Source organism: Shewanella sp. CAL98-MNA-CIBAN-0140, from assembly GCF_040309905.1.
In the GTDB taxonomy this organism is placed as follows: domain Bacteria; phylum Pseudomonadota; class Gammaproteobacteria; order Enterobacterales; family Shewanellaceae; genus Shewanella; species Shewanella psychromarinicola.
The window spans coordinates 14092-36690 of the sequence record NZ_JBEOPI010000044.1; the positions used below are offsets into that span (position 1 = coordinate 14092).

18 protein-coding genes are annotated in these 22599 nt (G+C 42.2%); 7 read left to right on the forward strand and 11 right to left on the reverse strand.

Annotated features, from left to right (window positions below; translation table 11 throughout):
• Nucleotides 1-29: 29 nt before the first annotated feature.
• The 4 genes from AAEY93_RS17875 to AAEY93_RS17890 all read right to left on the reverse strand — a co-directional run bounded on the left by AAEY93_RS17875 (nt 30) and on the right by AAEY93_RS17890 (nt 3676).
• Nucleotides 30-695, reverse strand: a complete 666-nt coding sequence (locus AAEY93_RS17875) for a TorD/DmsD family molecular chaperone (protein WP_101033521.1) — start codon at nt 693-695, stop codon at nt 30-32.
• 10 nt (nt 696-705) lie between these two features.
• The gene (locus AAEY93_RS17880) at nt 706-2385 is read right to left on the reverse strand and encodes a 4Fe-4S binding protein (RefSeq protein ID WP_124012955.1); all 1680 of its coding nucleotides are present in this window, start codon (nt 2383-2385) and stop codon (nt 706-708) included.
• 167 nt (nt 2386-2552) lie between these two features.
• A complete protein-coding gene (locus AAEY93_RS17885) occupies nt 2553-3212 on the reverse strand; it encodes a DUF3306 domain-containing protein (protein ID WP_124012954.1) in 660 nt (219 codons plus the stop codon).
• Entirely contained in the window at nt 3209-3676 is a 468-nt protein-coding gene (locus tag AAEY93_RS17890) for a DUF3305 domain-containing protein (protein WP_101033515.1), read from the reverse strand. Before AAEY93_RS17890 ends, AAEY93_RS17885 begins: the two co-directional genes overlap by 4 nt.
• 343 nt (nt 3677-4019) lie before the next feature.
• On the opposite strand from AAEY93_RS17890, the gene AAEY93_RS17895 reads away from it, so the two are divergent.
• Nucleotides 4020-4874, forward strand: coding sequence for a formate dehydrogenase accessory sulfurtransferase FdhD (locus AAEY93_RS17895; RefSeq protein WP_124012953.1), 855 nt, complete (start codon nt 4020-4022; stop codon nt 4872-4874).
• Here AAEY93_RS17895 and rlmF read toward each other — a convergent pair.
• Together rlmF and AAEY93_RS17905 are read right to left on the reverse strand one after the other, a co-directional pair.
• On the reverse strand, nt 4871-5953 hold the full coding sequence (rlmF, locus tag AAEY93_RS17900) for a 23S rRNA (adenine(1618)-N(6))-methyltransferase RlmF (RefSeq protein WP_124012952.1): 1083 nt from the start codon (nt 5951-5953) through the stop codon (nt 4871-4873). The two genes, AAEY93_RS17895 and rlmF, sit on opposite strands and share 4 nt — an antisense overlap.
• Nucleotides 5953-6354, reverse strand: coding sequence for a flagellar basal body-associated protein FliL (locus tag AAEY93_RS17905; protein ID WP_124012951.1), 402 nt, complete (start codon nt 6352-6354; stop codon nt 5953-5955). Before AAEY93_RS17905 ends, rlmF begins: the two co-directional genes overlap by 1 nt.
• 126 nt (nt 6355-6480) lie before the next feature.
• Here AAEY93_RS17905 and AAEY93_RS17910 point away from each other — a divergent pair, with 126 nt between their 5' ends.
• Complete coding sequence (locus AAEY93_RS17910; RefSeq protein ID WP_124012950.1) at nt 6481-7065, forward strand: chorismate--pyruvate lyase family protein; 585 nt, start codon at nt 6481-6483, stop codon at nt 7063-7065.
• Nucleotides 7066-7149: 84 nt separating this feature from the next.
• On the opposite strand, the gene AAEY93_RS17915 is transcribed toward AAEY93_RS17910, so the two are convergent.
• The 3 genes from AAEY93_RS17915 to AAEY93_RS17925 form a co-directional block, all read right to left on the reverse strand.
• Entirely contained in the window at nt 7150-9990 is a 2841-nt protein-coding gene (locus AAEY93_RS17915) for an immune inhibitor A domain-containing protein (RefSeq protein WP_351078782.1), read from the reverse strand.
• Nucleotides 9990-10304, reverse strand: coding sequence for a hypothetical protein (locus AAEY93_RS17920; RefSeq protein WP_124012948.1), 315 nt, complete (start codon nt 10302-10304; stop codon nt 9990-9992). The genes AAEY93_RS17915 and AAEY93_RS17920 overlap by 1 nt, the downstream gene beginning before the upstream one ends.
• A 483-nt stretch (nt 10305-10787) precedes the next feature.
• Nucleotides 10788-11387 (reverse strand): YhgN family NAAT transporter, encoded by a 600-nt coding sequence (locus AAEY93_RS17925; RefSeq protein WP_101033501.1) that lies wholly within the window; start codon nt 11385-11387, stop codon nt 10788-10790.
• A gap of 319 nt (nt 11388-11706) precedes the next feature.
• Here AAEY93_RS17925 and AAEY93_RS17930 point away from each other — a divergent pair, with 319 nt between their 5' ends.
• From AAEY93_RS17930 to hemN, 3 genes are all read left to right on the forward strand, one after another.
• Nucleotides 11707-13293 carry a metal transporter gene (locus tag AAEY93_RS17930; RefSeq protein ID WP_124012947.1) on the forward strand — a complete coding sequence of 529 codons (1587 nt, stop codon included), beginning with the start codon at nt 11707-11709 and terminating at the stop codon, nt 13291-13293.
• Nucleotides 13294-13349: 56 nt separating this feature from the next.
• Nucleotides 13350-14099, forward strand: coding sequence for an NRDE family protein (locus tag AAEY93_RS17935; protein ID WP_101033497.1), 750 nt, complete (start codon nt 13350-13352; stop codon nt 14097-14099).
• Nucleotides 14100-14287: 188 nt separating this feature from the next.
• On the forward strand, nt 14288-15664 hold the full coding sequence (hemN, locus tag AAEY93_RS17940) for an oxygen-independent coproporphyrinogen III oxidase (RefSeq protein WP_101033495.1): 1377 nt from the start codon (nt 14288-14290) through the stop codon (nt 15662-15664).
• Nucleotides 15665-15765: 101 nt separating this feature from the next.
• On the opposite strand, the gene add is transcribed toward hemN, so the two are convergent.
• Nucleotides 15766-16761 (reverse strand): adenosine deaminase, encoded by a 996-nt coding sequence (add, locus tag AAEY93_RS17945; RefSeq protein WP_124012946.1) that lies wholly within the window; start codon nt 16759-16761, stop codon nt 15766-15768.
• A gap of 214 nt (nt 16762-16975) precedes the next feature.
• On the opposite strand from add, the gene AAEY93_RS17950 reads away from it, so the two are divergent.
• Together AAEY93_RS17950 and AAEY93_RS17955 are read left to right on the forward strand one after the other, a co-directional pair.
• Nucleotides 16976-18781 carry a DUF885 domain-containing protein gene (locus AAEY93_RS17950; protein WP_124012945.1) on the forward strand — a complete coding sequence of 602 codons (1806 nt, stop codon included), beginning with the start codon at nt 16976-16978 and terminating at the stop codon, nt 18779-18781.
• 63 nt (nt 18782-18844) lie between these two features.
• Complete coding sequence (locus AAEY93_RS17955) at nt 18845-19813, forward strand: alpha/beta fold hydrolase (RefSeq protein WP_124012944.1); 969 nt, start codon at nt 18845-18847, stop codon at nt 19811-19813.
• On the opposite strand, the gene AAEY93_RS17960 is transcribed toward AAEY93_RS17955, so the two are convergent.
• The gene (locus AAEY93_RS17960; protein ID WP_351078790.1) at nt 19785-22268 is read right to left on the reverse strand and encodes a putative bifunctional diguanylate cyclase/phosphodiesterase; all 2484 of its coding nucleotides are present in this window, start codon (nt 22266-22268) and stop codon (nt 19785-19787) included. The genes AAEY93_RS17955 and AAEY93_RS17960 overlap by 29 nt on opposite strands.
• Between the last annotated feature and the right edge of the window lie 331 nt (nt 22269-22599).

Below are 22599 nucleotides of genomic sequence, written 5' to 3' on the forward strand. Positions count from 1 at the left end.
AGATGAGGCAGAATATGCCATCACCCGGTTTAATTAATTTGTACAACTTCTTGTTCAAGCGGATCTAAATCAGCACTACCTGGACAATTCACCGGAATATCTAAACTTAGCTGTTCAAATTCATTGGCTTCAGCGGTGAAAAATGCTTGAGCTAATTGTGCTACGCTTTGGTAAAAAATAGCACTTGGTGTTTTGGCTAAATTGTCACAAAAATGCATAATCCAACTGCCAATATGGCGTTGATAAAACGCTAATTGGCGGTAACCTGGCGCCTCTAAAATTAGGCAGCCCATGACTTCACATAACGCGGCGACATGGTCTTCTGGCTCTTTGACGTTATCTTCACGTTCAAAACCCAGTTGCATTAGGTCATTACGCAATGCCGCTAAGGGTTTATCCATTAACGACCCGGTCATAAACCAACTGCCATAAGGCATAATCTCGCCACTGCCAACGCCTAAGAAAATGGCAAAATATTCATCTTCTAATGTGTTGGTGTCACTGTTTGATGCCGCGAGTTTTAACGCATGCCATGCTTGGCTCATGGTATTGCCTTCTTCGGCTTCTACCTCTAAATCAGCTAAAAACTGCAATAATTCAGCACTTGGTTGGCGGCGTAATAACGCAGCCAGTAGCTGATATATATCGGCTCTTAACTGATCATTCTCACTTACTTTTCTTCCTGTTTCTGTCATAGCAGATCTCTTATTGCAATTGCTTTTCTGGATCGTCAAGGATGTCTTCAAACATGTCTTTTACACGGCAATCGCCACACATTTTCAAACGCTCAATATTAGCGCTAAATGCGCTATGTTCACCCACCATCTCAATTACTTTATGTATCATTGATTGAGTCGCAAATTCGCTACCGCATCGGATACATTCAAATGGGGGTTCTTGCTTTAACATTTGAACTTGTTGTCTTGCAGACTGATTGAAGTTGATTTGTGGCACTAAGCTAATCACGTTTTCGGGACAGGCGGCTTCGCATAACCCACATTGGACGCAATCTTGCTCGACAAACTTAAGTGCCGGTGAATCGCCACCATCCTTTAACGCTTGTGTTGGACACGTGGCCACACACGACATGCATAATGTGCACTTGTCGCTGTTTATGCTCACCATACCGTATGGAATATTCGCCATGGCTAACACATCATCAACACCTGCGGCTTGGCCATTAAGGTGGTCAATAGCTTGAAACACGATACTGCGTTTCACATTGGTATTAGGTTCGATAGCGTTTAAGGTCATCGGCATTATCACTGGCCAAGCTAAACTAACCGCTAGCACATCATCTAATTGGCTTAGCTCTGACGGGGTAATTAACCGGATCCGTTGTGGCTGGCCCATTTGATCGAGAATACGATTCGCTAATGCTGACTCACCTTTAAGCATTTGCAGTAATGTTGGTGCTGTTGTCGGCGTTTGTAAGATTAAAATTTCCCGTGCGCCATTAGCTAATGCTGCCAACCAATGGTCAATACTCGCCACGGTGATTTCTTCCATTGCGACAGGTAAAACGTCACCACTGAGCTGTTCCGTAATCCATTCGGCACCCGCTTCATTGTCATGAAATAAAATAACCGGTGCAGTTTGTGCTTCTTGGCGATAACGACTGACTAGCTTTTCAAGGTAAGTATGCAGTGATGCTGGGGTGGGTAAATCGTAACTTAACGCCCCTGTTGGGCATGCATTGGTACAACTGCCTGCGCCATGACAAAGATAAGGATCAATTTCAATTTTATGCGCTACGCTACTAATGGCATCGGCAGGACAAAAGTTTAAACAACGGTTACAACCGTTTAAGCCGTGTTTGTCATGGGCACAAATATCACTGTTAACCCGAACATAGCGCGGTTTATCAAACTCACCGATTAAGTCTGGAATGTTGGCAATTGCATCAGCAAGTAACGCGGAGTCTTGGCCAACATAAAAGTAACCCGGTGGAAGCATTTCAAGGCTGATGCAGGGACTGTGGCTTAAATCGAGCACGATATCAAAATGCGCTTGACGAATGGCGACCACACTTAACTCTGTGATACCGCTTTCACCTTCCACTTTAACCTGAAACTGTCCTAGAAAACCTTTAACGCTTGCCAATTTATTGTAATAACTTTCGACATCAGTGGCCGCATTCATTACTGCTTCAAGGTGGGTTTCGTCTTGGCTAGTGATCGCTTCATTGGCCAAAATAACCCGGCTTGCCATAGTGGACAATTTGTCCGCCGCTAAACGCGCCAGATCTTCAGGCCCAATAACGAGCACATGCCCCTTGGTGGTATAGCTGACAGTAGGCGGAATTAAATTTTGCAAAATCTGCGTATTCGCCATTACCTGTTGTCGTGCTTGTTTCAGCTGTGGCTGGTTTTTTCTAATACTCATTGCGTTCCCAATTCTCGGTTTTTATACCTCATTAACAGTGGTAGCTCAGTTCACTGTTGACGCTTATTGCTGGTCATTAATTGACTATCATTAATTAACTCTAACTCGTGCTAAATCGTTAAATAACGGCTTTTATCGGTGTCACATTTATTTAGTGACTGTCGGTATTACGCTTTCGCCTCATCGCTGGCGGCAGCTTGCTTTATCAGGTCATCATCGTGACAAAGCGGTTGTTCTTGTGACGATAACGCTGCAATCTGTGGTGCATTTTCATCGGCTAAAACAATTTGCTCCTCTTCAGTTATCGAGTCGGTTTGTTCAGCCAGTGCTGTTTCCGCTAAGTCAGTTTGTGCTAAATCGGTTTGTGCTAAGTCAGCATCTAATTCTGGCTCAGGCTGTTCTTTTTCAATGACATAACGAAATACTTTATTGGCCAACTCGGCTGAGACATCCGCAGAGAGTAACGGTTGATTTGTATAATCCAGCGCATATTCAAGTAGCCCATCGATATGACCGTATTGCGGTTGTTTCCATAACGCTCGCAGCGCTGCGGCTTTAGTCGTTGGGTCAACACTTTTGGCCATAAAACGCGCAAAACTGCCGCCAACTTCAATAGTACTCGGGTCAGGTAACGGCTCAGACTCTGTCACCTCATCGGGCTCATGGTCTATTGTGCTAACGTCTTGCAGCGTTTCCGCTGGTAGCGTGTCTGTGTCATCAGCATGATCTAGCGTGTGCTGCAGCAGCGCTTCTTGTTCAGCCTCTTCAGCGACCCGCTGACGCCTAAGCTCCCAACGGTTAATTAATCCTTCAGCCTTATCATTCATTGCATTTTCCCTGAGTGATTAGCGCTGGGTCCTTCATTTTTACGACGGTTAACATGCTTACGTCTATGGGCACTGATCTCGACCTCGCCGTGACGAGTGATAAATGCTTCTATCCAACAAGCTATTGCACCAGGCATTGGGATATTGAGCACCGGAGTATCTGATTCAAGACAGCCAGCGCTGACATATTGGTCAGCTGAAATCATCGCAGGAACCCATGTGCCATCAATCAGTTCGTCGCATACGATAAAAAGTGTTGAATTATCCATATCAAGATTGATGCGATAACTACCACGTTCATCTTTGTGTAATGCCAATTTAACCAAAACACCATTGTCAGGCTGTTCTAGCGTGGCAGGAATCATTTGGTCAAGCTCCCAACGGACTGATGTCCAACGCCCTACTTGGGTTTGCACTTTTTTGAGTGAAACATACATTGGCCAAATCGTGTCGGTGTGTTGCATGGAATGCTTACCTCTGACATGAATATGTGTATTGAAATACACTAGATTGATTTCTTTATTATTAAAGTAGCAGCAAAAATGATGCCAACTAGAAAGTAAAAATAACTTTGAACTAGATCCCGAAATTATTAGTAATAATAGGACAATATGTCCACTATGCAATTTTAGGTGGGACATAAATACACGCCAATAACATTGAATTTGTCAAGATTTGCGCCAGATCACGCTTAGGTAAGTTGTTTTAAGTTAAGGGAATAATAATTGCTATGCTTATTAGGTGATGAAGCAGGCAAACACGGCCTACTCCCATTAATGAAACACCCACTTAGAGGCTAACTCGCTTATGATTCAATCTGTTTCAGCCACATCTTTGCAGCGCAACGCGATAAAATTTGTTAAAACCAAGACTCAGGTACCGCTGACCATTGCAGTCAAAGCCGTAAACGAGCTAGGTCAAGTCGTCGATAAATTTGTCGCCTGTGAACGCCCATTAACTGTGTACTTAAATTGGCGTCCCATTGTGACCTTAATGACATTGGGTGCAAAACCAGAGTCCCTAACGCTTGGATACTTAAAAAACCAAGGGTTTATTAGTGAGTTAAGTTTACTTGAATCGGTTATTGTTGATTGGGATGTCAGCTCAGCTGCGGTGATCACCCAAGAGGTCTCTGAGGATATTGAGCAGAAGTTAGCCGAAAAAACCGTCACATCCGGTTGTGGCCAAGGCACGGTTTATGGGGGGTTTTTAGAAGGTTTAGATAAGATATCATTGCCGACACCGGCATTAAAGCAATCGACTATTTATGCCTTACTCGGCAACATTAATGCCTATAATGAAACCTACAAAAATGCCGGCGCCGTCCACGGCTGCGGAATATGCAAAGACGAGAAAATTTTAGCCTTTGTTGAAGATGTTGGCCGCCACAATGCCGTCGATACTCTCGCCGGAGATATGTGGTTAGATCAACAATCGGGACATGATAAAATTTTTTACACCACAGGTAGACTGACATCTGAAATGGTCATTAAAGTTGCCAAGATGGGCATACCGGTACTACTGTCGCGCAGTGGCGTGACCCAAATGGGCTTAGACTTAGCCCAGCAAATGGGTATTACCCTAATTGCTCGCGCCAAAGGGCGGCACTTTTTGGTGTATCACGGCAGTGAAACGATAACATTTGATGCAGCGAAGGATTAAGGACGCAATGCGACCCATTGTTGACGTAATGCAGGGCTTAAAAAGCTCCACGCTAATATGCGGGTCGCTTTATTACCTTGTGTCATCTCGATGGTTTTCACCTCAACGGCGTTCACTTGTTTGAGTAATTGATAACAAGGTTTGAGGTTTTCTGACTTTGAGACTAATGAGGTAAACCATAGCACTTGGTTAGCATAATCTCGGCTTTGTTTGATCATATTAGCTAAAAATTGTTGCTCACCGCCCTCACACCATAGCTCTGCTTTTTGACCACCAAAATTAAGCGTAGGCTTAGCTTGGCTTGCCGCTAACTTACGCGATTTTTGCCCCTGGTTTTGTTGCTTATTTTTGGCTAAATTATTAACTTTACGTAATGATCCCTCAGATGCTTCAGCGAGTGAACGATGAAACGGCGGGTTACACAAAGTGACATCAAACTGTTCATCGGTAGCAATCAGACCGTTAAAGATATGCTCGGGTTGATGCTGTAATCTTAACTGCAAATGCGTGGCAATCTTTGAATTTTGTTGTGCAATCTTGGCGACATTAGCGATAGAGACAGGATCAATATCCGACGCCACAAATTGCCAACCATAGGTTTGGATCCCAAGTAACGGATAGATACCATTTGCACCGGTGCCGATATCCAATCCGCGAATACGCGCCCCTTTAACCACCTTGCCTTTGACCGCTAATAAATCAGCAATGTAATGTAAATAGTCCACTCGACCAGGCACCGGTGGGCACAAATATCCGTCAGGAATATTCCAGCCATTAATGTGATACTCGCTCAGCAGCAATGCCGCATTGAGGCTTTTTACCGCTTTAGGGTCGGCAAAATCGATAGAATCATTACCATAAGGGTTTGGACGTACAAAAGAGGCTAGCGCTGGCATAGCGCTTATTAATGCGGCAAAGTCGTAACCCTGTTGATGGGCATTACGCGGATGCAATGCTTTTGATAAGACAGGCTTGCTGAACTTTACCGAGGCGCGGTTAATGTTGGCAGTCGACCGGCTTGGCGGACGCTTAGCGGTATCATGTTTGGCTCGCACTGGCGGTGTCGTTGAACGGGTCATTAATCGTATAAATACTTAGTGAATAATAAATTAACCACAATAGAGCGACCGACTTCTTGCTCCATTAGGCTATTGACCGTCTCATAGCATTCACGGCGAATGTCTTCTCTTCCAGATAAGGATTTAACCTTTTCTTCGGACTGATTACCTAAAATTTCAACAATGGCCGAACGTAGCAAAGGATCGTGATGCTCTAAGCTCATTAAATCGTTTGGATCTTTTACCATCAATTCAACACTGATTTTAACAAAACCTAACTTTTTTCGATTCGAAATATAGTTAGTCACAATGTCCGGCTCAAAGCCGTAATAAGCATAATCTTCGAGGGCTTGCTCATCTGCTGCATGGACATTAAATGCAAAACAACACAGCATAACTAACGTTGAAACCAATTTTTTCATAGTGAAACAAACTCCGTCAATGTGGAACGTTAATTAAATAAGCCATATTGGCCACTCCCTTAGAGTGTTTGCTCATCTTTGACATGATAGACTAATGCCGTTGAGATATATTGTAACGAGTTTTAGATGAATGTGACCAGTATTAGCTTTCCTTATGGTGAATCAATTCATTGGTTTTCGCCACAAAAAATCGATTCATTGCCCGATAGCCAGCTTAAAGAATGGTTATTAGCAACGGGGAGTTTGACCCTGCGCCTTAAGACACACTGTAATCATTTTGAAGTAAAAGTGTTAGGCGAGCATTTACTTGAGCCTCTAGCAGATGAGTTCCCGGCTCAGACTGACCCTGTTTGGGTCCGTGAGGTATTATTGTGTCTTGACGGTATCCCATGGGTATTTGCCCGAACACTGATCCCACAAACCATTTTAAGCACTCAGCGCAATGACAATCAATACAATGATTTTACTCGCCTTGGCACTCGGTCTTTGGGTGAATTATTGTTTACTAGCCCAGACATTACGCCAGGCAATATTGAAGTCGCCCAGTTTAAAACCTGTGGCCGTTTAGCAGCCTTAGCCACCAGCTTAAATCAACACGTTAACAGCAGCTTATGGGGCCGTAGACGCTACTTTAATTTACATGACTCACAACTTATTGTTAGCGAAATATTTCTGCCTGCGGCGGTCGATTATATTAATCAAAGCGCTTAGTGTGCTCGTTAACCCTATCTCATAATCTAATGTTATTAATTTAAAACAAAAAACGCCCTTATGGGCGTTTTTGTATTGTTAGGATTAAACCCGCTTACGCCAGTATCCTAACAAGCTCAGCATCAACACACTTAACCAACCCAAACTACCACCACCGCTATCACTGTCTGTTGTAACTGGCGTAGCAACAGTCTCTATTGACGCTAATACGTTTACGGCTTGGTTGACCGTAACAACATTACCAACAGAGTCTGTGGCCACTAACGTAATGGTATAAGTACCTGCTGCTGTATAAGTATGGCTTGGGTTTTGCGCCGTACTAGTACTGTTATCGCCAAAATCCCATAGATAAGTCAAATGACCAAAACCTTGGCTAGACGTGTTAGTCAACATCACAGTAAATTCAGTTTGAGATAAAGAAAATGCCGCTATAGGCTGAATAACCACGCGTACTGTTTCTGTTGCCGTCACAGTATTACCCGCACCATCTTTGACAATAACACTGACAATATAGTCGCCCGATACAGAGTATGTGTAACTTGGCGCAGTATCGGTACTGGTGGCACTATTTATCCCAAACGACCATAGGTAAGTGTAATCACTGCCGCCACTGACCACCGCATTAAAGCTCACATCAGCACCAATGGCTTGCGCATTAATGTCGGCCGTAAGCGTAACGGGTGGCAATACGCTGCTATCAGACAAGGCAAACTCAATGGTTGCTGTACTGCTGTCGTTGGCTTGCTCGGTGATTTGTATGGTAAAGCCTAACTCAGGCAAAATAATACCTGACTGAGGTTTTAACGGCGCACTGTAGTCACGATTGTCATCAAATAGTGATTCTGCCGCTAAGTGGTTGTCACCGCTATAACTACTTTGGGCAAATAAGCTAAATGTTGCATCGCGAATTTGCACATCGGTAGGCTGACTGCCAATCAGGTTTTGGTCTGCATCTACCACACCAATTAGCCCTTTTCCGGGATGCGATGACACATTGTTATCGGTTTGATTAAAGTTTTCTAACCACAACAATATACCCGCTTCATAGTTGTCATAAACCAGCCCAGCGTCTACACCTTGGTGGCTGCGTAATTGCACAATGTAACGTCTTGCTTTACCAGGAAGGTTATCTCCAATGCGGCTAAAACCAGATAAGGTTGCCACGGCGTTAGTTTCGGCTCCATCGCGATAAAATGCCGTGTCTTGGTTGGTTAATTGAATATCATCAATCGCCATACCATAATCGCCAACGGCTTCATCGGTTTTGTACACCACACTGATTTGCACATCACGACCGGCATATGCGCTCAAATCAAAATTTAGGTCCACCCAAGAATCGCTTCCATACGCGGTACTGATGTCGCTCGACTTACCGCTAATCGAATGTTTTACCGTAGGATAAACTGAATTTGTATTGTTCGTGTGGTTACCTTCTATGGCAACGCTATCAACCAATACCTGCACATAATCATAATCATCTTCAATATCCCAATGGGCTTGAAAAGATAAGGATAACGGCGTCGCTAATGGTAATGTCACATCAAATGACATGGCATTATTGATCAGGTTGCCTTGACCTGAATAATATTGATATTGACCGGTTAATGGCGCTTTAAACGTAATGTCCTCCGCAGGGAGCGCGATTGATAGCTGGTTTACCGCATCAGTATTAACAGCATGATTAAGCTTCACAGCGGTACCGCTGCTGGTTAAATCGGCCAGTGATATATATTGTTCATTAACCCATTTACCCTTGTATTTTTGCTGTAAGAAGGATTTTGCATACGGACTCAAACCACTGGGTTGAGCACCCGCAATGCTACCCGTCCAGCTACCGCCAGACATCAACGACCAAGAACCTACGGGTGAACCGTCGCCGCTATTAGTGGTGTCATACTCATCCGGCAAGCCTAAATCATGACCAAACTCGTGAGTACATACTCCTGCAGCAGAATCGATAGGCTGCACGGTATAACCAAACACCTTAAGACCGCCACGGCCAGGAATGATATAACCATTGGTATTCGAATCGACATAAAAACGGTGCGACCAAATGGCATCAGTACCTAACACTCCGCCACCCGCTTCTTCACCAATGCTAGAATGAAATAGCATCACGTGATCAATAATACCATCTGCTTCATCATAATTACCGTCGCCATCTATATCAAAAGGGTCTTCAATATCGTATTGGGCTAATTCAAGGTCAGTCATGTTTTGCACGGCTTTGGTCACCGCTTCTTTGACGAGCTCAGGTACTGCCTTGTCATTTTCATCAACATCATTACCACCGTAATAAGCGGCATTGTTGTCTGCGGTTACCCAGTCTTGCACTTGGCCGGTAAAATAAAAGCTATTACCCGACACGGCCTGAAAATACTGATAAGCCGATTGCAGAGTTTGATTACTTGGGCCTACAAAACCGCTTTCTGAAAATAATAGTTGCTGATAATGGGATGCTGGAAAGCTGCTGTAATACATGTCGGTATCACCAGCCTCAAGTTGGTTAGCATCGTGTGGTAAGTCTGGAAAGTCCACCAATACAGCTAAAACCTTTACTGTTTTGGTGATATCTTGATCGGCTAAGACTTTGTTATTGGCCGCGGCATATTGAGCACTATTAGTGTTTTTTTGCGCTGAGCGTTTAATGCGCAGTTGCTCAGCTTTGACTTCAATAGTGGCAGGTTTAAACCTTGTATGACGACCTCGACTCACAAAGGCATCAACAGCGGCTTGTTTAACGGCCTCACTGGCGTCGGCGCTCACTTCACCACGTTTAATCAACCAATACAGCACTTGTTGTTCATTAATTAACCCGCCATCAGCAGGTGTACCCGTTTGCGGAGCCGCAAGTACTGCCATGCTAGTGCATGCAAGCAATAACGTTGAAATGGCTAACCCTTGATATTTAGTCAACTTACTCATTACGACTTACCTGTATTGGGTGTTGGTTTATGGCATTTTTCAAATGCTTTTTGGCGTTTAGTGATGTAATCAGCAACAATTTTATCTATTTGTGCTTGATCCATATCGGCGGTGATTAGCCCTTGGGCCCGCAAATTTTCAGTTAATTTAGTGCGATCACGTAAAGGTGGCATCCCGCTAGGGCCACAATCTTTAACTAACGGTTTGACTACCACAACAGTGGCCGCTTGTTCGTCTGCCGATGCTGCCGACTGATTTTGACACCCTTGCAAGGTCATAAAAACCAGTCCCAACGTGACGATAATGTATTTCATAATTCACCCCAAACAATAATGACATAACATTAACAGCTGCAACTGCTGGGTTACAATTAAGTTAGACATTCTTTAATGTAAATGTATCCGTTCGATTAAAAATTAATAAAAAAGGCTATTAAGCTAGCTTCAGCAAACAAAAAGCCGACTCTGTCGAGTCGGCTTTTTACCTTCACGGGGAATAAGTGCTGAGGCAAATTGATAAAAGCGGCTTACTTTTTATCAATTTCAGAGCACACTTGCCATTTTTTTGCTAACGAGGCGTATTAACGCGTCAATAGGGGCCTATTGTAACTCGATACTCGTTCGATCACGGCACAAAGGGTTGTTTGATAGCCGCTGATTATCCAGCGTTGAGGTGACCTATCAATAAATAGTCTGTCTATTACAAGAGACATCAACGCAGTGAGCGAGAAAAAACGGCTGCTTGATAATCGTTTAGTATCCCTAGAGTTAACTCAGTGTTATATCTCTCGGTAAGAATTAACTTAAGCCACTGTGGGTAATGTATTTTGATATCCCATCAAGTAACATTTGTACTGATATCATCACCAATACCATTCCCATTAACCGCTCTACCGCTATTAAACCTTTCTCACCAAGTATGCGAGTAAACAACTTATAAAACATTAAGATAAACGCACTCATGCCCCAGGCAGAAACTAACGCAATCGTCCAATCCGTCATACGGCTGTTGTCAGTGTGCGCCAGTAATATCAATGCCGCTAAAATAGACGGACCCGCTATCAAAGGGATCGCCATCGGGACAATAAAAGGCTCTTCACCTGCTGCCATTCCGGCAACGCCACCCGGCGAGGGGAAGATCATTTTGATCGCGATTAGGAACAGGATAATGCCACCGGCAATACTGACGGACTCAGTACGTAAGTCCAGAAAATTAAGGATGGCTTCACCGGTATACAAAAATGACAACATAATGACCAGCGCAAACAACAGTTCACGGATTAATACTTTACGGCGCTTTTTGGGATCAAGATGGCGCAATATGGAAGCAAATACAGGTAAATTACCCAGCGGGTCTATAATCAAGAACAGCATGACGGCTGCAGAAAAAACATCCATGGACGACAATCTTTTAATTAACGAAATATGGGCTACATTGTATACTCAACGCAGTAACATAAGCGATGCAGATAGCCAATTTATTGATGACTTTAGGGCTATAGCCGCTAATAATTGTAAACAATTTCACATGATAAATAACCAGCCAACAGTTACCAACACAATGATCTTATGAACTTTTTTCTACTTTATCTTCAATGACTCGATCTATATTCACAACTAACCAAGTGTAATTTTTTCAGCTTGAAATATTCACACACTACAATACTGGTTTAGAATGTTATACTGCGTTGTTTTTTTCGATTGATTTCTGGATAACATGCTCTATCTAATCGCTAGCTGTATTGCATTACTGTTTGGGCCTCTTTTTTACCGCTTCTTCTCATCAGGTAGTGGACTTCAAAAGGGCTTAGATGGATTTATTTTCGTCTCCCTTGGCGGACTAGTCCTCATTCATATTTTGCCGGAACTATTGGAGCATGGTGGGTTTATCACGCTATTGTTTGTCATGCTTGGCGTTTGGGGCCCTACGGCCAGTGAAAAGCTGTTTCATCGATATTCAGAGATCACTCACAACATCACCCTCACATTAGGTATTGGCGGACTGCTGCTGCATACCATGACTGACGGTGGAGCCATGGTCTTGGCACAACAAGAAGGTAATTCGGCACTCCTTGCTTTAGGCGTGATCATGCATCGCTTACCTGTTGGTGTCGCTATTTGGTGGTTACTCAAGCCTCAAGTTGGCACTCGGTGGGCTAGTGTGGTTTTAGTTGCCATGATGATATTAACCAGTGTCGGTTACTTTGCTGGCGAGCATTTATTGACTCAATTAAGCCTTGAAAACACCGTTTACTTGCAAGCCTTTGTTACGGGTTCAATTTTACATGTGGTGTTACATCAGCCTCACGGCCACCAAGATGAAGATAAACAGGGCCAATATCAGTATCAGGCAGGTATCGGCAGCTTACTTGGTCTAGGACTATTGGCTTTATTACTCCTCATGGACACCGGCGGCCACGAACATGCTCATCAAAATCATGGTTCAGAACAATTCGTTAGTTGGTTACTGACAATTTCACCTATTTTATTAGGCAGTTACTTTATTGCTACAGCTCGGTTCGCATCAGGATTACGACCATCTCATTCCTCCTTAGGGCTGCGTTGGTTACAGCGTTTAGCTGGACCAGAAGCATTATTAATTACCTTATTACTGTTAGGCCCTTGGTTTGCGCTTTACCAAGCGCTGGGGTTATTGACCATTGGGGCACTAATGACCCTGACGCAAGTGGATCTGACGGACCCGCATCCAACCTTATCTGAGTCACCATGGCATTTTGGTTTTAGCCAATTAGTCGACCGCAGTGCACCATGGATTATCCTCAGCTTAGTATTGGCAAACCTCATCGGTCATCCATCGGTTCCGTTACAAAACCCTGCATTGCAAGTGTTTATTTTACTCTTAGTCTTTTTACCGATGCGTTTTTGTAATTTAGGCACGGTGATTTTAGCCCTTGCTTTGGCTTACAGTGGTTGGAGCCAAATTGCAGTGGCCTTTACCTTATTGGCCGCACCCGTACTCAGTATTAGCCAATTGAAGTTAATGAATTGGAAACAAGGACTCATGTTAGGCGGTATTTTACTTGTAGGGCTAATGGTGGCAGATCAATTACCCCTGAGCTCGTCATTAACATTACAACTGCCTGATTCAGCTAATATTATTGGCTTAGTGGCGATCGTTTTATTGTTTGGCGCCAGCTTACTTCGACTTGGACCTCGAGATTTTTTAAGCCGTTTGATGATTAACTTAAAATCAGCACCACATACCCATGATCAAGACCATCACTCAGACACCCAGGGCTCACATCATCACGACTCAGCTTCGACACATAAACATCATCATTAATCAGGATCTATGAACTAGGTTATGATGATGGTGTCGACATATTTAAAGGGGCAGCTATGTGTATTTTATTTATTGCCGTTGAGGCGCATCCAGATTATCCCTTAATCGTCTGTGCCAATCGCGATGAATTTCATCACCGAGCAACCGAACCCGCCTATCGTTGGGCAACCATGCCAGCTATTATCGCAGGACAAGATAAACAAGCCGGCGGAACATGGATTGGGGTCAATGAACAAGGTCAATTTGCTGGGTTAACTAATATTCGTTCAATCGAACAACAAGATGGCGTTCGCAGTCGCGGTGAATTAGTCGTTGATGCACTCACAAAACATCATATCAATAGCCAATGGCTCATTGAACATGCAGACAATTACAATCCGTTTAATTTAGTTTTCGAACAACACCAACAACTCTTTTGCTTTAACAGTAAGATGTTAACCACGACTCGGCTTACTTCAGGTTTTCACGCCGTGAGCAACGGGGCATTAGATGATATATGGCCTAAGATGGCTAAAGGTCAACAGCAGCTTCAAAACTATATCAACCAGATGCAATCACCTTGCATAGACCAATTACTGGCGATCATGCGCGATACCTCGCAACCAAGGGATCAAGATTTACCTCAAACGGGCATTAGCCTTGAATGGGAGCGTCGACTGTCCTCTATTTTTATCCAACATGAAGCATACGGCACTCGTTCAACCAGCATTGTATTAAAACACCGCAGTGGTAACGTGCAATTTACTGAAGTGAGATACGATGGTAAGGCACGTAATTTAGGGACTCAACATATTAATCTTGCCTAAAAAATCTACTTTGTCTGAAATACAAACCGTGATCTGTTGCACAGTCTGGTCATTATCCCATATCAGCTATCGCTAAACTTCACTCGTCGCCATAAGCAACATTCATTTTTACAACCTAGATCAAGGTTATTTGATTACGAACATTGCATACTTCGTATGTTGCTAATTTACCCATTGGAGGACACGCCTTGAAGCAGCCCACTCAGATTAGTTGGGATCAGTCGATGATCGAAAAATACAATTACAGCGGTCCCCGTTATACTTCTTACCCGACCGCACTAGAATTTGACGATGCCTTTACTGAGCAAAATTTACTGACATCAATTAAAAATAGTAAATCAGACAAACTGTCGCTTTATGTACATATTCCATTTTGTGCCAAGCTTTGTTACTACTGTGGTTGTAATAAAATTATTACTCGTCACTCACACAAAGCCGACCAATACATTGAGTATCTGGCCACTGAAATTATTAAACGTGCCCCACTATTCAAAAATTACACGGTAACCCAAATGCATTGGGGTGGTGGTACACCTACGTTTTTAAGCCCAGAACAAATCCTTAAACTGAGCAAGCTAATTAAACAACACTTTAATTTTGCAGACGTTGGTGAATACTCTATTGAAGTCGACCCTCGAGAAATCGAGTTAAGTATGTTGGATACCTTAAAAGAAGCTGGGTTTAACCGAGTGTCTATTGGTGTGCAGGACTTTAATAAAGAAGTACAAATTGCCGTTAACCGCGAGCAAGACGAACAATTTATTTTCGACTTAATGGCTAGGGCAAAAGCACTAGGCTTTGTATCTACTAACGTCGATTTAATTTACGGCTTACCGCTGCAAACACCAGAAACGTTTGCTAAAACTATAGCCCGAATTATTGAGCTTTCACCCGATCGCTTATCTGTCTTTAACTATGCACATTTACCATCGCGTTTTGCTGCACAGCGTAAAATTAAAGAACATGATATGCCGGCTCCACAACAAAAATTAGATATGCTACGTCAAACAATAGAATCATTAACGGGTGCCGGTTATCAATTTATTGGTATGGACCACTTTGCCAAACCCAATGATGAGCTATCAAAATTACAAAACACCGGTAAATTACATCGTAATTTCCAAGGTTATACCACCCAAGAAGAATGTGACTTACTTGGATTAGGGGTGTCATCTATCAGCCAAATTGGCGACTGCTATGCCCAAAATCAAAAAGATATTCGTCCATATTACGAATCGATTGATGCCAATGGTCATGCATTATGGAAAGGTTGTAGCTTAAATCACGATGACGAAATTCGCCGTGCGGTGATTAAACAAATTATCTGTCATTTTGATTTAGACATGGACAAAATTGACCGTAAGTTTGCGATTAACTTCGAAGAATATTTTGTGGAAGATCTGAAATTATTACAAACCTTTATCAATGATAAACTGGTCGATATCACAGATCGCAAGTTAACAATAAGCCCGACCGGTCGACTACTTATTCGTAATATTTGCATGTGCTTTGATGTGTATTATCGCCAAAAAGCCCGTCAACAACAGTTTTCAAGAGTAATCTAAGCAACTGTTTATAAGCAATATAATATAAAAACAGCCAGCATTTGCTGGCTGTTTTTGTAAACTAATCTTATTAGACTGCTTTTATATCGTCGTTGACGCTACTACGCTTTTTTGGCATATAACGCTTTGCGGTCACTATCAGATATAAAGGCCATTTCAACACCATTACGTTGCAATGTCGCCAGCTGGCCATCACTTAGACCCATTTCAGATTTAACCACACGGTACTCGTGAGCAATATCAATCGCACTCACCCCTGGGTCGTCAGTATTGAGTCCAATCAATACCCCCGCATCCATAAACTTATGCAGTGGATGAACAGCATAATCTTTAACAGTAGAGGTATGTAAGTTGCTGGTTGGGCACGATTCTATCCCGATCCTGTGTTTGGCAAGATATTCCATCAATTTAGGATCCTGAATCGCATTCACGCCATGACCAATACGTGTCGCGCCTAATACATTAAGAGCTTGCCAAATACTTTCAGCCCCTGCCGCTTCACCAGCATGAGCGGTGATCTGTAATCCCGCATCTCGAACACGCTTAAAGTGTTCTGTAAACAAATCGCCAGGGAAACCGAGTTCATCTCCAGCTAAGTCCATCGCGACAATACTGTCACGGTGAGCGAGTATGCCTTCAAGCTCTAAACGGCATTTCTCTTGTCCAAAAGAACGCGACATAATACCAATTAGGTTAATGTTAATATCATGCTCTTTGACACCGGCACGCACACCATCGATAACGGCTTCAACAACGCCTTCAATGGCTAAATTATGATTCATCGCCATGTAATAAGGACTAAAGCGCAATTCAGCGTAATCTAACCCTTGCGATGCTGCATCGACAACATTCTCATAGGCAACACGTTTCACCGCGTCAAGATCGGCTAATACAGCAACCATCCAATCTAGTTTCTTCAAAAAATCCATTAGGTTGCTTTCTTTACCTTGGATTTGCACAAATGGCGCAAGCTCTTCTAGTGAATTAGCGGGTAATTGAATACCATGTTGATGGCCTAATTCCCAAATAGTCTTTACGTTAACATTACCGTCTAAGTGTCGATGTAAATCAACTAGCGGAATGGTTTTATCTATCATAATTAACCCCTATAAACTTACCCTGCCATTAGTTTAATTTTGTCGGTCAGAGAATCGTTTTCAGTTTAACATGTATTGAGACTAATTCTGATGAGCAATGTTTTTTCTGGAATCTATCACACCAAAAACTCATGCTAATTTGTGATGTGTTTTTTATGCTTAAATCGGGCATACTCTAATACTGACAAAAAGGTTAAATAATAAAGGACTATTAATGCGCTTGCTGATCCTACCGGCACTGATAATATTAACTTTATCGGCTTGTAATAGTGTTACCACGACTCAGATTGATAGCCGCGTCACTCGCCAACAAACGCAGATAGATCCCAATTTACAAGCGATTATAGACCAGAGTTGGGCAGTTAATTTAGCTTATTCACCGATGTTAGCAGCCAGTTTAGGTGACGCTTCTGCCGCAGGAATGCTTGACGATTTATCTGCTCAAACATTAGCGAAAAAATACCAACAGACCCTCGAAAATCTCAAAAAACTTAAACAGCTTGACCGAAAGCCGTTATCAAAATCCGATGTCATCAATGCTAAAATTTTGCAGGATCAGCTGCAAAATGAAGTCGACCTGTATCGTTTTCATGACCACTATTTACCTATAACGGCTGAAAGTGGTTTCCATGCATATATCGCATCGATTGCTAAAGCTCGCTTCAGTAGCGTTGAAGATTATCAGCACTATTTAGCTAAACTTAAACAATTACCACGCCATTTTACCCAGCAAATATATTGGCTCAAACAAGGCTTAGCCGCTGGTATCACCCCAGCAAAAGTCACCTTAAAGGGTTTTGAAGACAGCATTAGCGCTTTTATTGTTCCGGTTGAAACCAGCGGTTACTTTACGCCGTTTACCCATTACCCTGATCATTTTAGCGCGTCAGAAAAAGAATCGCTGACCCAACAAGGTCGAGCCACTGTAGCGCAAATCGTACTACCGCTGTATCAGCAGTTTTATGATTTTATGACTCAAGAATACATTCCTAATGCACGAATAAACATTGCCGCTTCCGCCTTGCCTGATGGCTCGGCTTTTTATCAAAACAGAGTTGAGTATTACACCACACTGCCAATGACCGCTGAAGAAGTCCATCAGCTTGGATTACAAGAAGTCGCTCGTATAAGAGCAGAAATGGAACAGGTTATTAAAGACGTTGGCTTTAAAGGCAGTTTTGCTGACTTTTTAACCTTTTTGCGCACCGATCCACAATTTTATCCTAAAACAGCTAATGAATTACTTAAAGAAGCGGCGTTTATTGCCAAAAAAGCCGATGCTATATTACCTAAATATTTTGGCAAATTACCACGGACGCCTTATGGCATTGAACCTGTACCTGCAGAAATAGCGCCAAAATACACAACGGGACGCTACTCAGGTTCAAACCGTGACGACGAGCCCGGCTATTATTGGGTGAACACCTACGCCTTAGATAAGCGACCGCTTTACGAGCTTGAAGCATTAACCTTACATGAAGCGGTTCCAGGGCATCATTTACAGATATCATTGAATAAAGAACTGACTAATTTACCCAACTTTCGGCGGTACAGTTATATCTCTGCGTTTGGTGAAGGCTGGGGCTTATATTCAGAATATTTAGGCGTAGAAGCTGGGTTTTATCAAGACCCCTACAGTAACTTTGGCCGCTTAACCTATGAAATGTGGCGTGCGGCCCGTTTAGTCGTCGACACTGGCATGCATGCTAAAGGTTGGAGCCGCCAACAAGCGATAGATTTTATGGCCAGCAATACAGCCCTTTCAATGCACAACGTCACCACAGAAATAGATCGTTATATTTCTTGGCCAGGCCAAGCACTGTCATACAAAATTGGTGAATTAACCATAAAACGCTTACGCGCTAAAGCAGAAAAATCATTAGGAAAAGATTTTGATATTAGACAGTTTCATGATGCCGTTTTAGAGAATGGCTCTATCCCGATGTCAGTACTAGAGCAAATGGTTGATGAGTTTATTGCTCGTCAACAAGCAATGGTAAAAGAAGCGAGCAGCGTGTAACAATATAGATGAACGCGTCGAAATTAAACACTATTTAAGATTATAACAAGCTGGCTTATAACAATGCATTACATGAAATTTTCATCCGAATTAAAGCTCAATACCAGTGATCAGCGACACTTTTGGCAACAAGTGCACCAATCGAGTTTCTGCACCCATAACGGAATAAAAATTGCTTATGCGATGATCCAACATCCTAATAATCAACGCGCAATAGTGATCAGTAATGGCAGGGTCGAATCCTATGTGAAGTATCAAGAATTGATATACGACTTATATCAACAAGGATTCAGCGTTTACGCTTTAGATCATCGAGGCCAAGGGCTGTCAGACAGACTCACCCATAATCCACATCAGGGTTATGTTGAGAAATTTACCGATTATACGGATGACTTTGCTCAATTTATTGATCAGGTCGTGCGCCCACAGCTGCATGAAGAGTTATTTATCATAGCTCACTCAATGGGTTGTACTATCGCGAGTGACTATCTAAATAAATACCCGCAAACGTTTGCTGCAGCAGTATTTTCAGCACCTATGTTTGCTATACGTCTACCTTTTGCTCAATCGGTTGTCCGTTGGTTAGCTCAAAAGCTCGATAATAATCGCATTGAAGCAGGCAAAGTACACAGTACCTTTGTGCTAGGTGGAACGCATTACCAACCAGATAGTTTTAAGCGTAACAAGCTCACTCATAGCCCATTTCGCTACCAGCACTATCGCAACGTATTCGAGGATACCACCGAGGTACAGTTAGGCTCACCGACCAATCATTGGTTGCTTGAAGCAATGAGCGCAGCACACAGATGTATCAACTATGCTAAACATAGCCAAACCCCAATACTCATCTTACAAGCAGAAAAAGACACTATTGTCTGTAATAAGGCGCAAAATCAAACATTAAGCACTCATTGTCATAAGGTGGTGATTGAAGGCGCATATCACGAAGTGTTTATCGAGAGCGATAGCATGCGTAATATTGCACTTTCTCATACTATCGATTTTATGGCACAACACTCAACGATAGCTTAGTGTTAATTAACTGAATAATATCGTCATGATCTAGTGGCCGACTAATGATATAACCTTGAAACCAAGTACACTTCGCCTGTGTCAGTAAGTTGAGTTGTTGCTTATTTTCAACCTGTTTAGCGACAACAGGGAAGTTCAATTTGGTCGCAAACTCAACTACAGCACTAACAATATTAAAGCTTTCGGGGTTATATTCTATATCTTCAAGATAAATAGCAGCTAACTTCACTTGTGAAAAGCCAATACCTTGCAGTTGATGAACGGCACAAGAACCACCGCCAAAATTGTCCATCGCAATATTGATACCGTATCGTTGTAGCTCGGAAATTTTGTTTTTTGCCACCTTAGCATTGACCACAAATACGTCTTCCGTTAGTTCAAATTGAAGTAATTTCGGTGATATTTGCGCAGCATTAATCCTGCTAATAATGACATTTACGAAATGATCTTGATGAAAGTGGCGCGAAGAAATATTTAATGACATTAATGGAATGGTTGCATTGGTTTGTTGAAGTAATTGTATCAACTCACAAACCTTATCTAATGCCCATAACTCTAGCTCGAAAATACAATCGGATAATTCAGCTGCAGCAATAAATTTACGTGGACTAATATAGCCATACTGAGGGTGATACCAACGCATCAAGGCTTCAACGCTATTAAGTTGTCCAGCCCGATCGACAACAGGTTGATACACCAATGACATCTGTTGGTTGTGAATAGCAACTTTTAGTTCATTTTGTAATTTAAAAGGTTGTACTTGATTCTGCTCAAACTCAGGTCGATAAATGGCGCAACCATTAGAGCGGCTGTCTTTTGCTTGCTCTAAAGCGCTATCAGCACGAGCCAATAGCACTTGAGGTTCTAATGACTCAATACCATCAAAAATCACTAAACCAATTCTGGCCGAAATAGACAAGTTTTGCTCTGAAATGGTATAACTACGACCAATTAGCTGCCTGACTTCACTTGCTAATGCTAGTGCACGCTTGTTTGCTTGATCGATTTCATTACCAAAGTTTTTGGCCAGAATAACGAATTCATCAGCCCCGAGGCGTGCAACTAAACCAGTACTAGAAAACGTAGCTGATAAGCGCGCTGCTATTTGCATTAACAATCTGTCACCAAGTTGGCGACCCAAAGCATCATTAATTAATTTAAAGTTATCTAAATTAATCATCAATAGCGCAGAGAATTGACCGGTCTTGCGGCTTAAAACCTGTGAATCATAGAGTTGATCGGCTAGTACATCACGATTAATTAAATCGGTAAGGCCATTATGACCTTGCTTATCATTAGCAACACGTTGGCTTTTAACATCACCAGAAACATCTGTAATGGTGCCGATAATCCGCGATGGCCGACCTAACTCATCCCACTCAACTATTTTTCCACGATCAAGAATCCAAATATAGCGGCCATCTTTATGACGCAACCGGTGAACGCTTTCATAATATTCATGTTGGTTACTGATGTAGTTCTGTAAAGTATTTAATACCTGTAGCTTATCACTAAGATGTAAACGAGATTCCCAAACAGAATAGTCATTATCAAGCTCGTAAGGTTGGTAGCCTAAGATGTCTTTCCAGCGATCAGAAACAAACACATCTCCAGTAGAAATACACCAATCCCAAATGCCATTTCGCGCGCCCTCAACCGCAAAAAGCCAACGTTGCTCAGCATCATTAAGCCGTTTCTTGCTTCGAGATAATCGACCATTAACCTGATTTAGATAATCACGTAAGTTAACCAGTTCGGTTGATGCACACATAATATCAGTGTTGAAATCCGGAGAATCAAGGTTTTTAGCTGCTTGGCTTAACTGAATTAACGGTCGTATCAGTAAGTAATGCAACATGAAGCAAAATAGTGACAAAAATAAAGCACCAATCCCCCAGATCTCAATAAAGCGCTTTAAGAGGCGATCAACCGATTCTGATAAGGTATTGGCAATGTCATATTCTAGATAAATTAGATCTACTGAATTTGAATAACTATATCGAGAACTAGCGTTTAAAGGATAATAAGCCTGTATGGATAATCGATCGAAATTGACCTTAAAGTAAGGTTTATTGTTGGCGATAACACTTCCGTGCAAATCAGCAGAATAGCCTTCCAATACGTTAGTAGCATTACTCTCACGCCAAATAATATGATTAGCGAATTGAATTTCACTAGCAGAATCAAGTATCACATACACCATCATATTTTGATCTGTTGAAACTAAAGCAACCTCCTGCTCTAACCGTTCAAAATCTTGCATCAATAAAGATGATTCAACCACGTGACGCATTCTAAATAAATCTTTCTGAATTTGCTCTGATTGTGTTGATGCAAGCTGATCTTTTAGCTCCGCATGCTCATAGAAATACTGTCCACATACCAAACCAAGGTAAAGGATAAAAATACACACAGGAACCAGTATAGTCAGAGAAAGATTCGGCAAACGAGGCAAAATAAACCCACCCAATGAAATATATGAAGATATGCTAGCGGTAATCTTATCAATAAGTAAAGACAGTTATGTCTCCTAATAGCACATACAATATAAAAACTTATTATTTATTAGTAGCTTTAAATCGATCTACACTCTACCCTGTTTGACTGGTAAGTGTAATTTTATTTACGCATATATAGCATATCTGATATATAGAAAGGATTTACTCACGCATGGGCATATTCGACAAACTGCTGTCCTGTTTTGGCTAGTAATACCAATCCGCATTAAATTATGATCTAATATGCTCACCACTTTCAAATTATTTTATACTGTGAAAAACTACACA

Bases quoted from the DNA above. Each gene is read 5' to 3' on its own strand.
- AAEY93_RS17875 (WP_101033521.1), bottom strand. From the start codon at position 695: ATGACAGAAACAGGAAGAAAAGTAAGTGAGAATGATCAGTTAAGAGCC.
- AAEY93_RS17880 (WP_124012955.1), bottom strand. From the start codon at position 2,385: ATGAGTATTAGAAAAAACCAGCCACAGCTGAAACAAGCACGACAACAG.
- AAEY93_RS17885 (WP_124012954.1), bottom strand. From the start codon at position 3,212: ATGAATGATAAGGCTGAAGGATTAATTAACCGTTGGGAGCTTAGGCGT.
- AAEY93_RS17890 (WP_101033515.1), bottom strand. From the start codon at position 3,676: ATGCAACACACCGACACGATTTGGCCAATGTATGTTTCACTCAAAAAA.
- AAEY93_RS17895 (WP_124012953.1), top strand. From the start codon at position 4,020: ATGATTCAATCTGTTTCAGCCACATCTTTGCAGCGCAACGCGATAAAA.
- rlmF (WP_124012952.1), bottom strand. From the start codon at position 5,953: ATGACCCGTTCAACGACACCGCCAGTGCGAGCCAAACATGATACCGCT.
- AAEY93_RS17905 (WP_124012951.1), bottom strand. From the start codon at position 6,354: ATGAAAAAATTGGTTTCAACGTTAGTTATGCTGTGTTGTTTTGCATTT.
- AAEY93_RS17910 (WP_124012950.1), top strand. From the start codon at position 6,481: ATGAATGTGACCAGTATTAGCTTTCCTTATGGTGAATCAATTCATTGG.
- AAEY93_RS17915 (WP_351078782.1), bottom strand. From the start codon at position 9,990: ATGAGTAAGTTGACTAAATATCAAGGGTTAGCCATTTCAACGTTATTG.
- AAEY93_RS17920 (WP_124012948.1), bottom strand. From the start codon at position 10,304: ATGAAATACATTATCGTCACGTTGGGACTGGTTTTTATGACCTTGCAA.
- AAEY93_RS17925 (WP_101033501.1), bottom strand. From the start codon at position 11,387: ATGGATGTTTTTTCTGCAGCCGTCATGCTGTTCTTGATTATAGACCCG.
- AAEY93_RS17930 (WP_124012947.1), top strand. From the start codon at position 11,707: ATGCTCTATCTAATCGCTAGCTGTATTGCATTACTGTTTGGGCCTCTT.
- AAEY93_RS17935 (WP_101033497.1), top strand. From the start codon at position 13,350: ATGTGTATTTTATTTATTGCCGTTGAGGCGCATCCAGATTATCCCTTA.
- add (WP_124012946.1), bottom strand. From the start codon at position 16,761: ATGATAGATAAAACCATTCCGCTAGTTGATTTACATCGACACTTAGAC.
- AAEY93_RS17950 (WP_124012945.1), top strand. From the start codon at position 16,976: ATGCGCTTGCTGATCCTACCGGCACTGATAATATTAACTTTATCGGCT.
- AAEY93_RS17955 (WP_124012944.1), top strand. From the start codon at position 18,845: ATGCATTACATGAAATTTTCATCCGAATTAAAGCTCAATACCAGTGAT.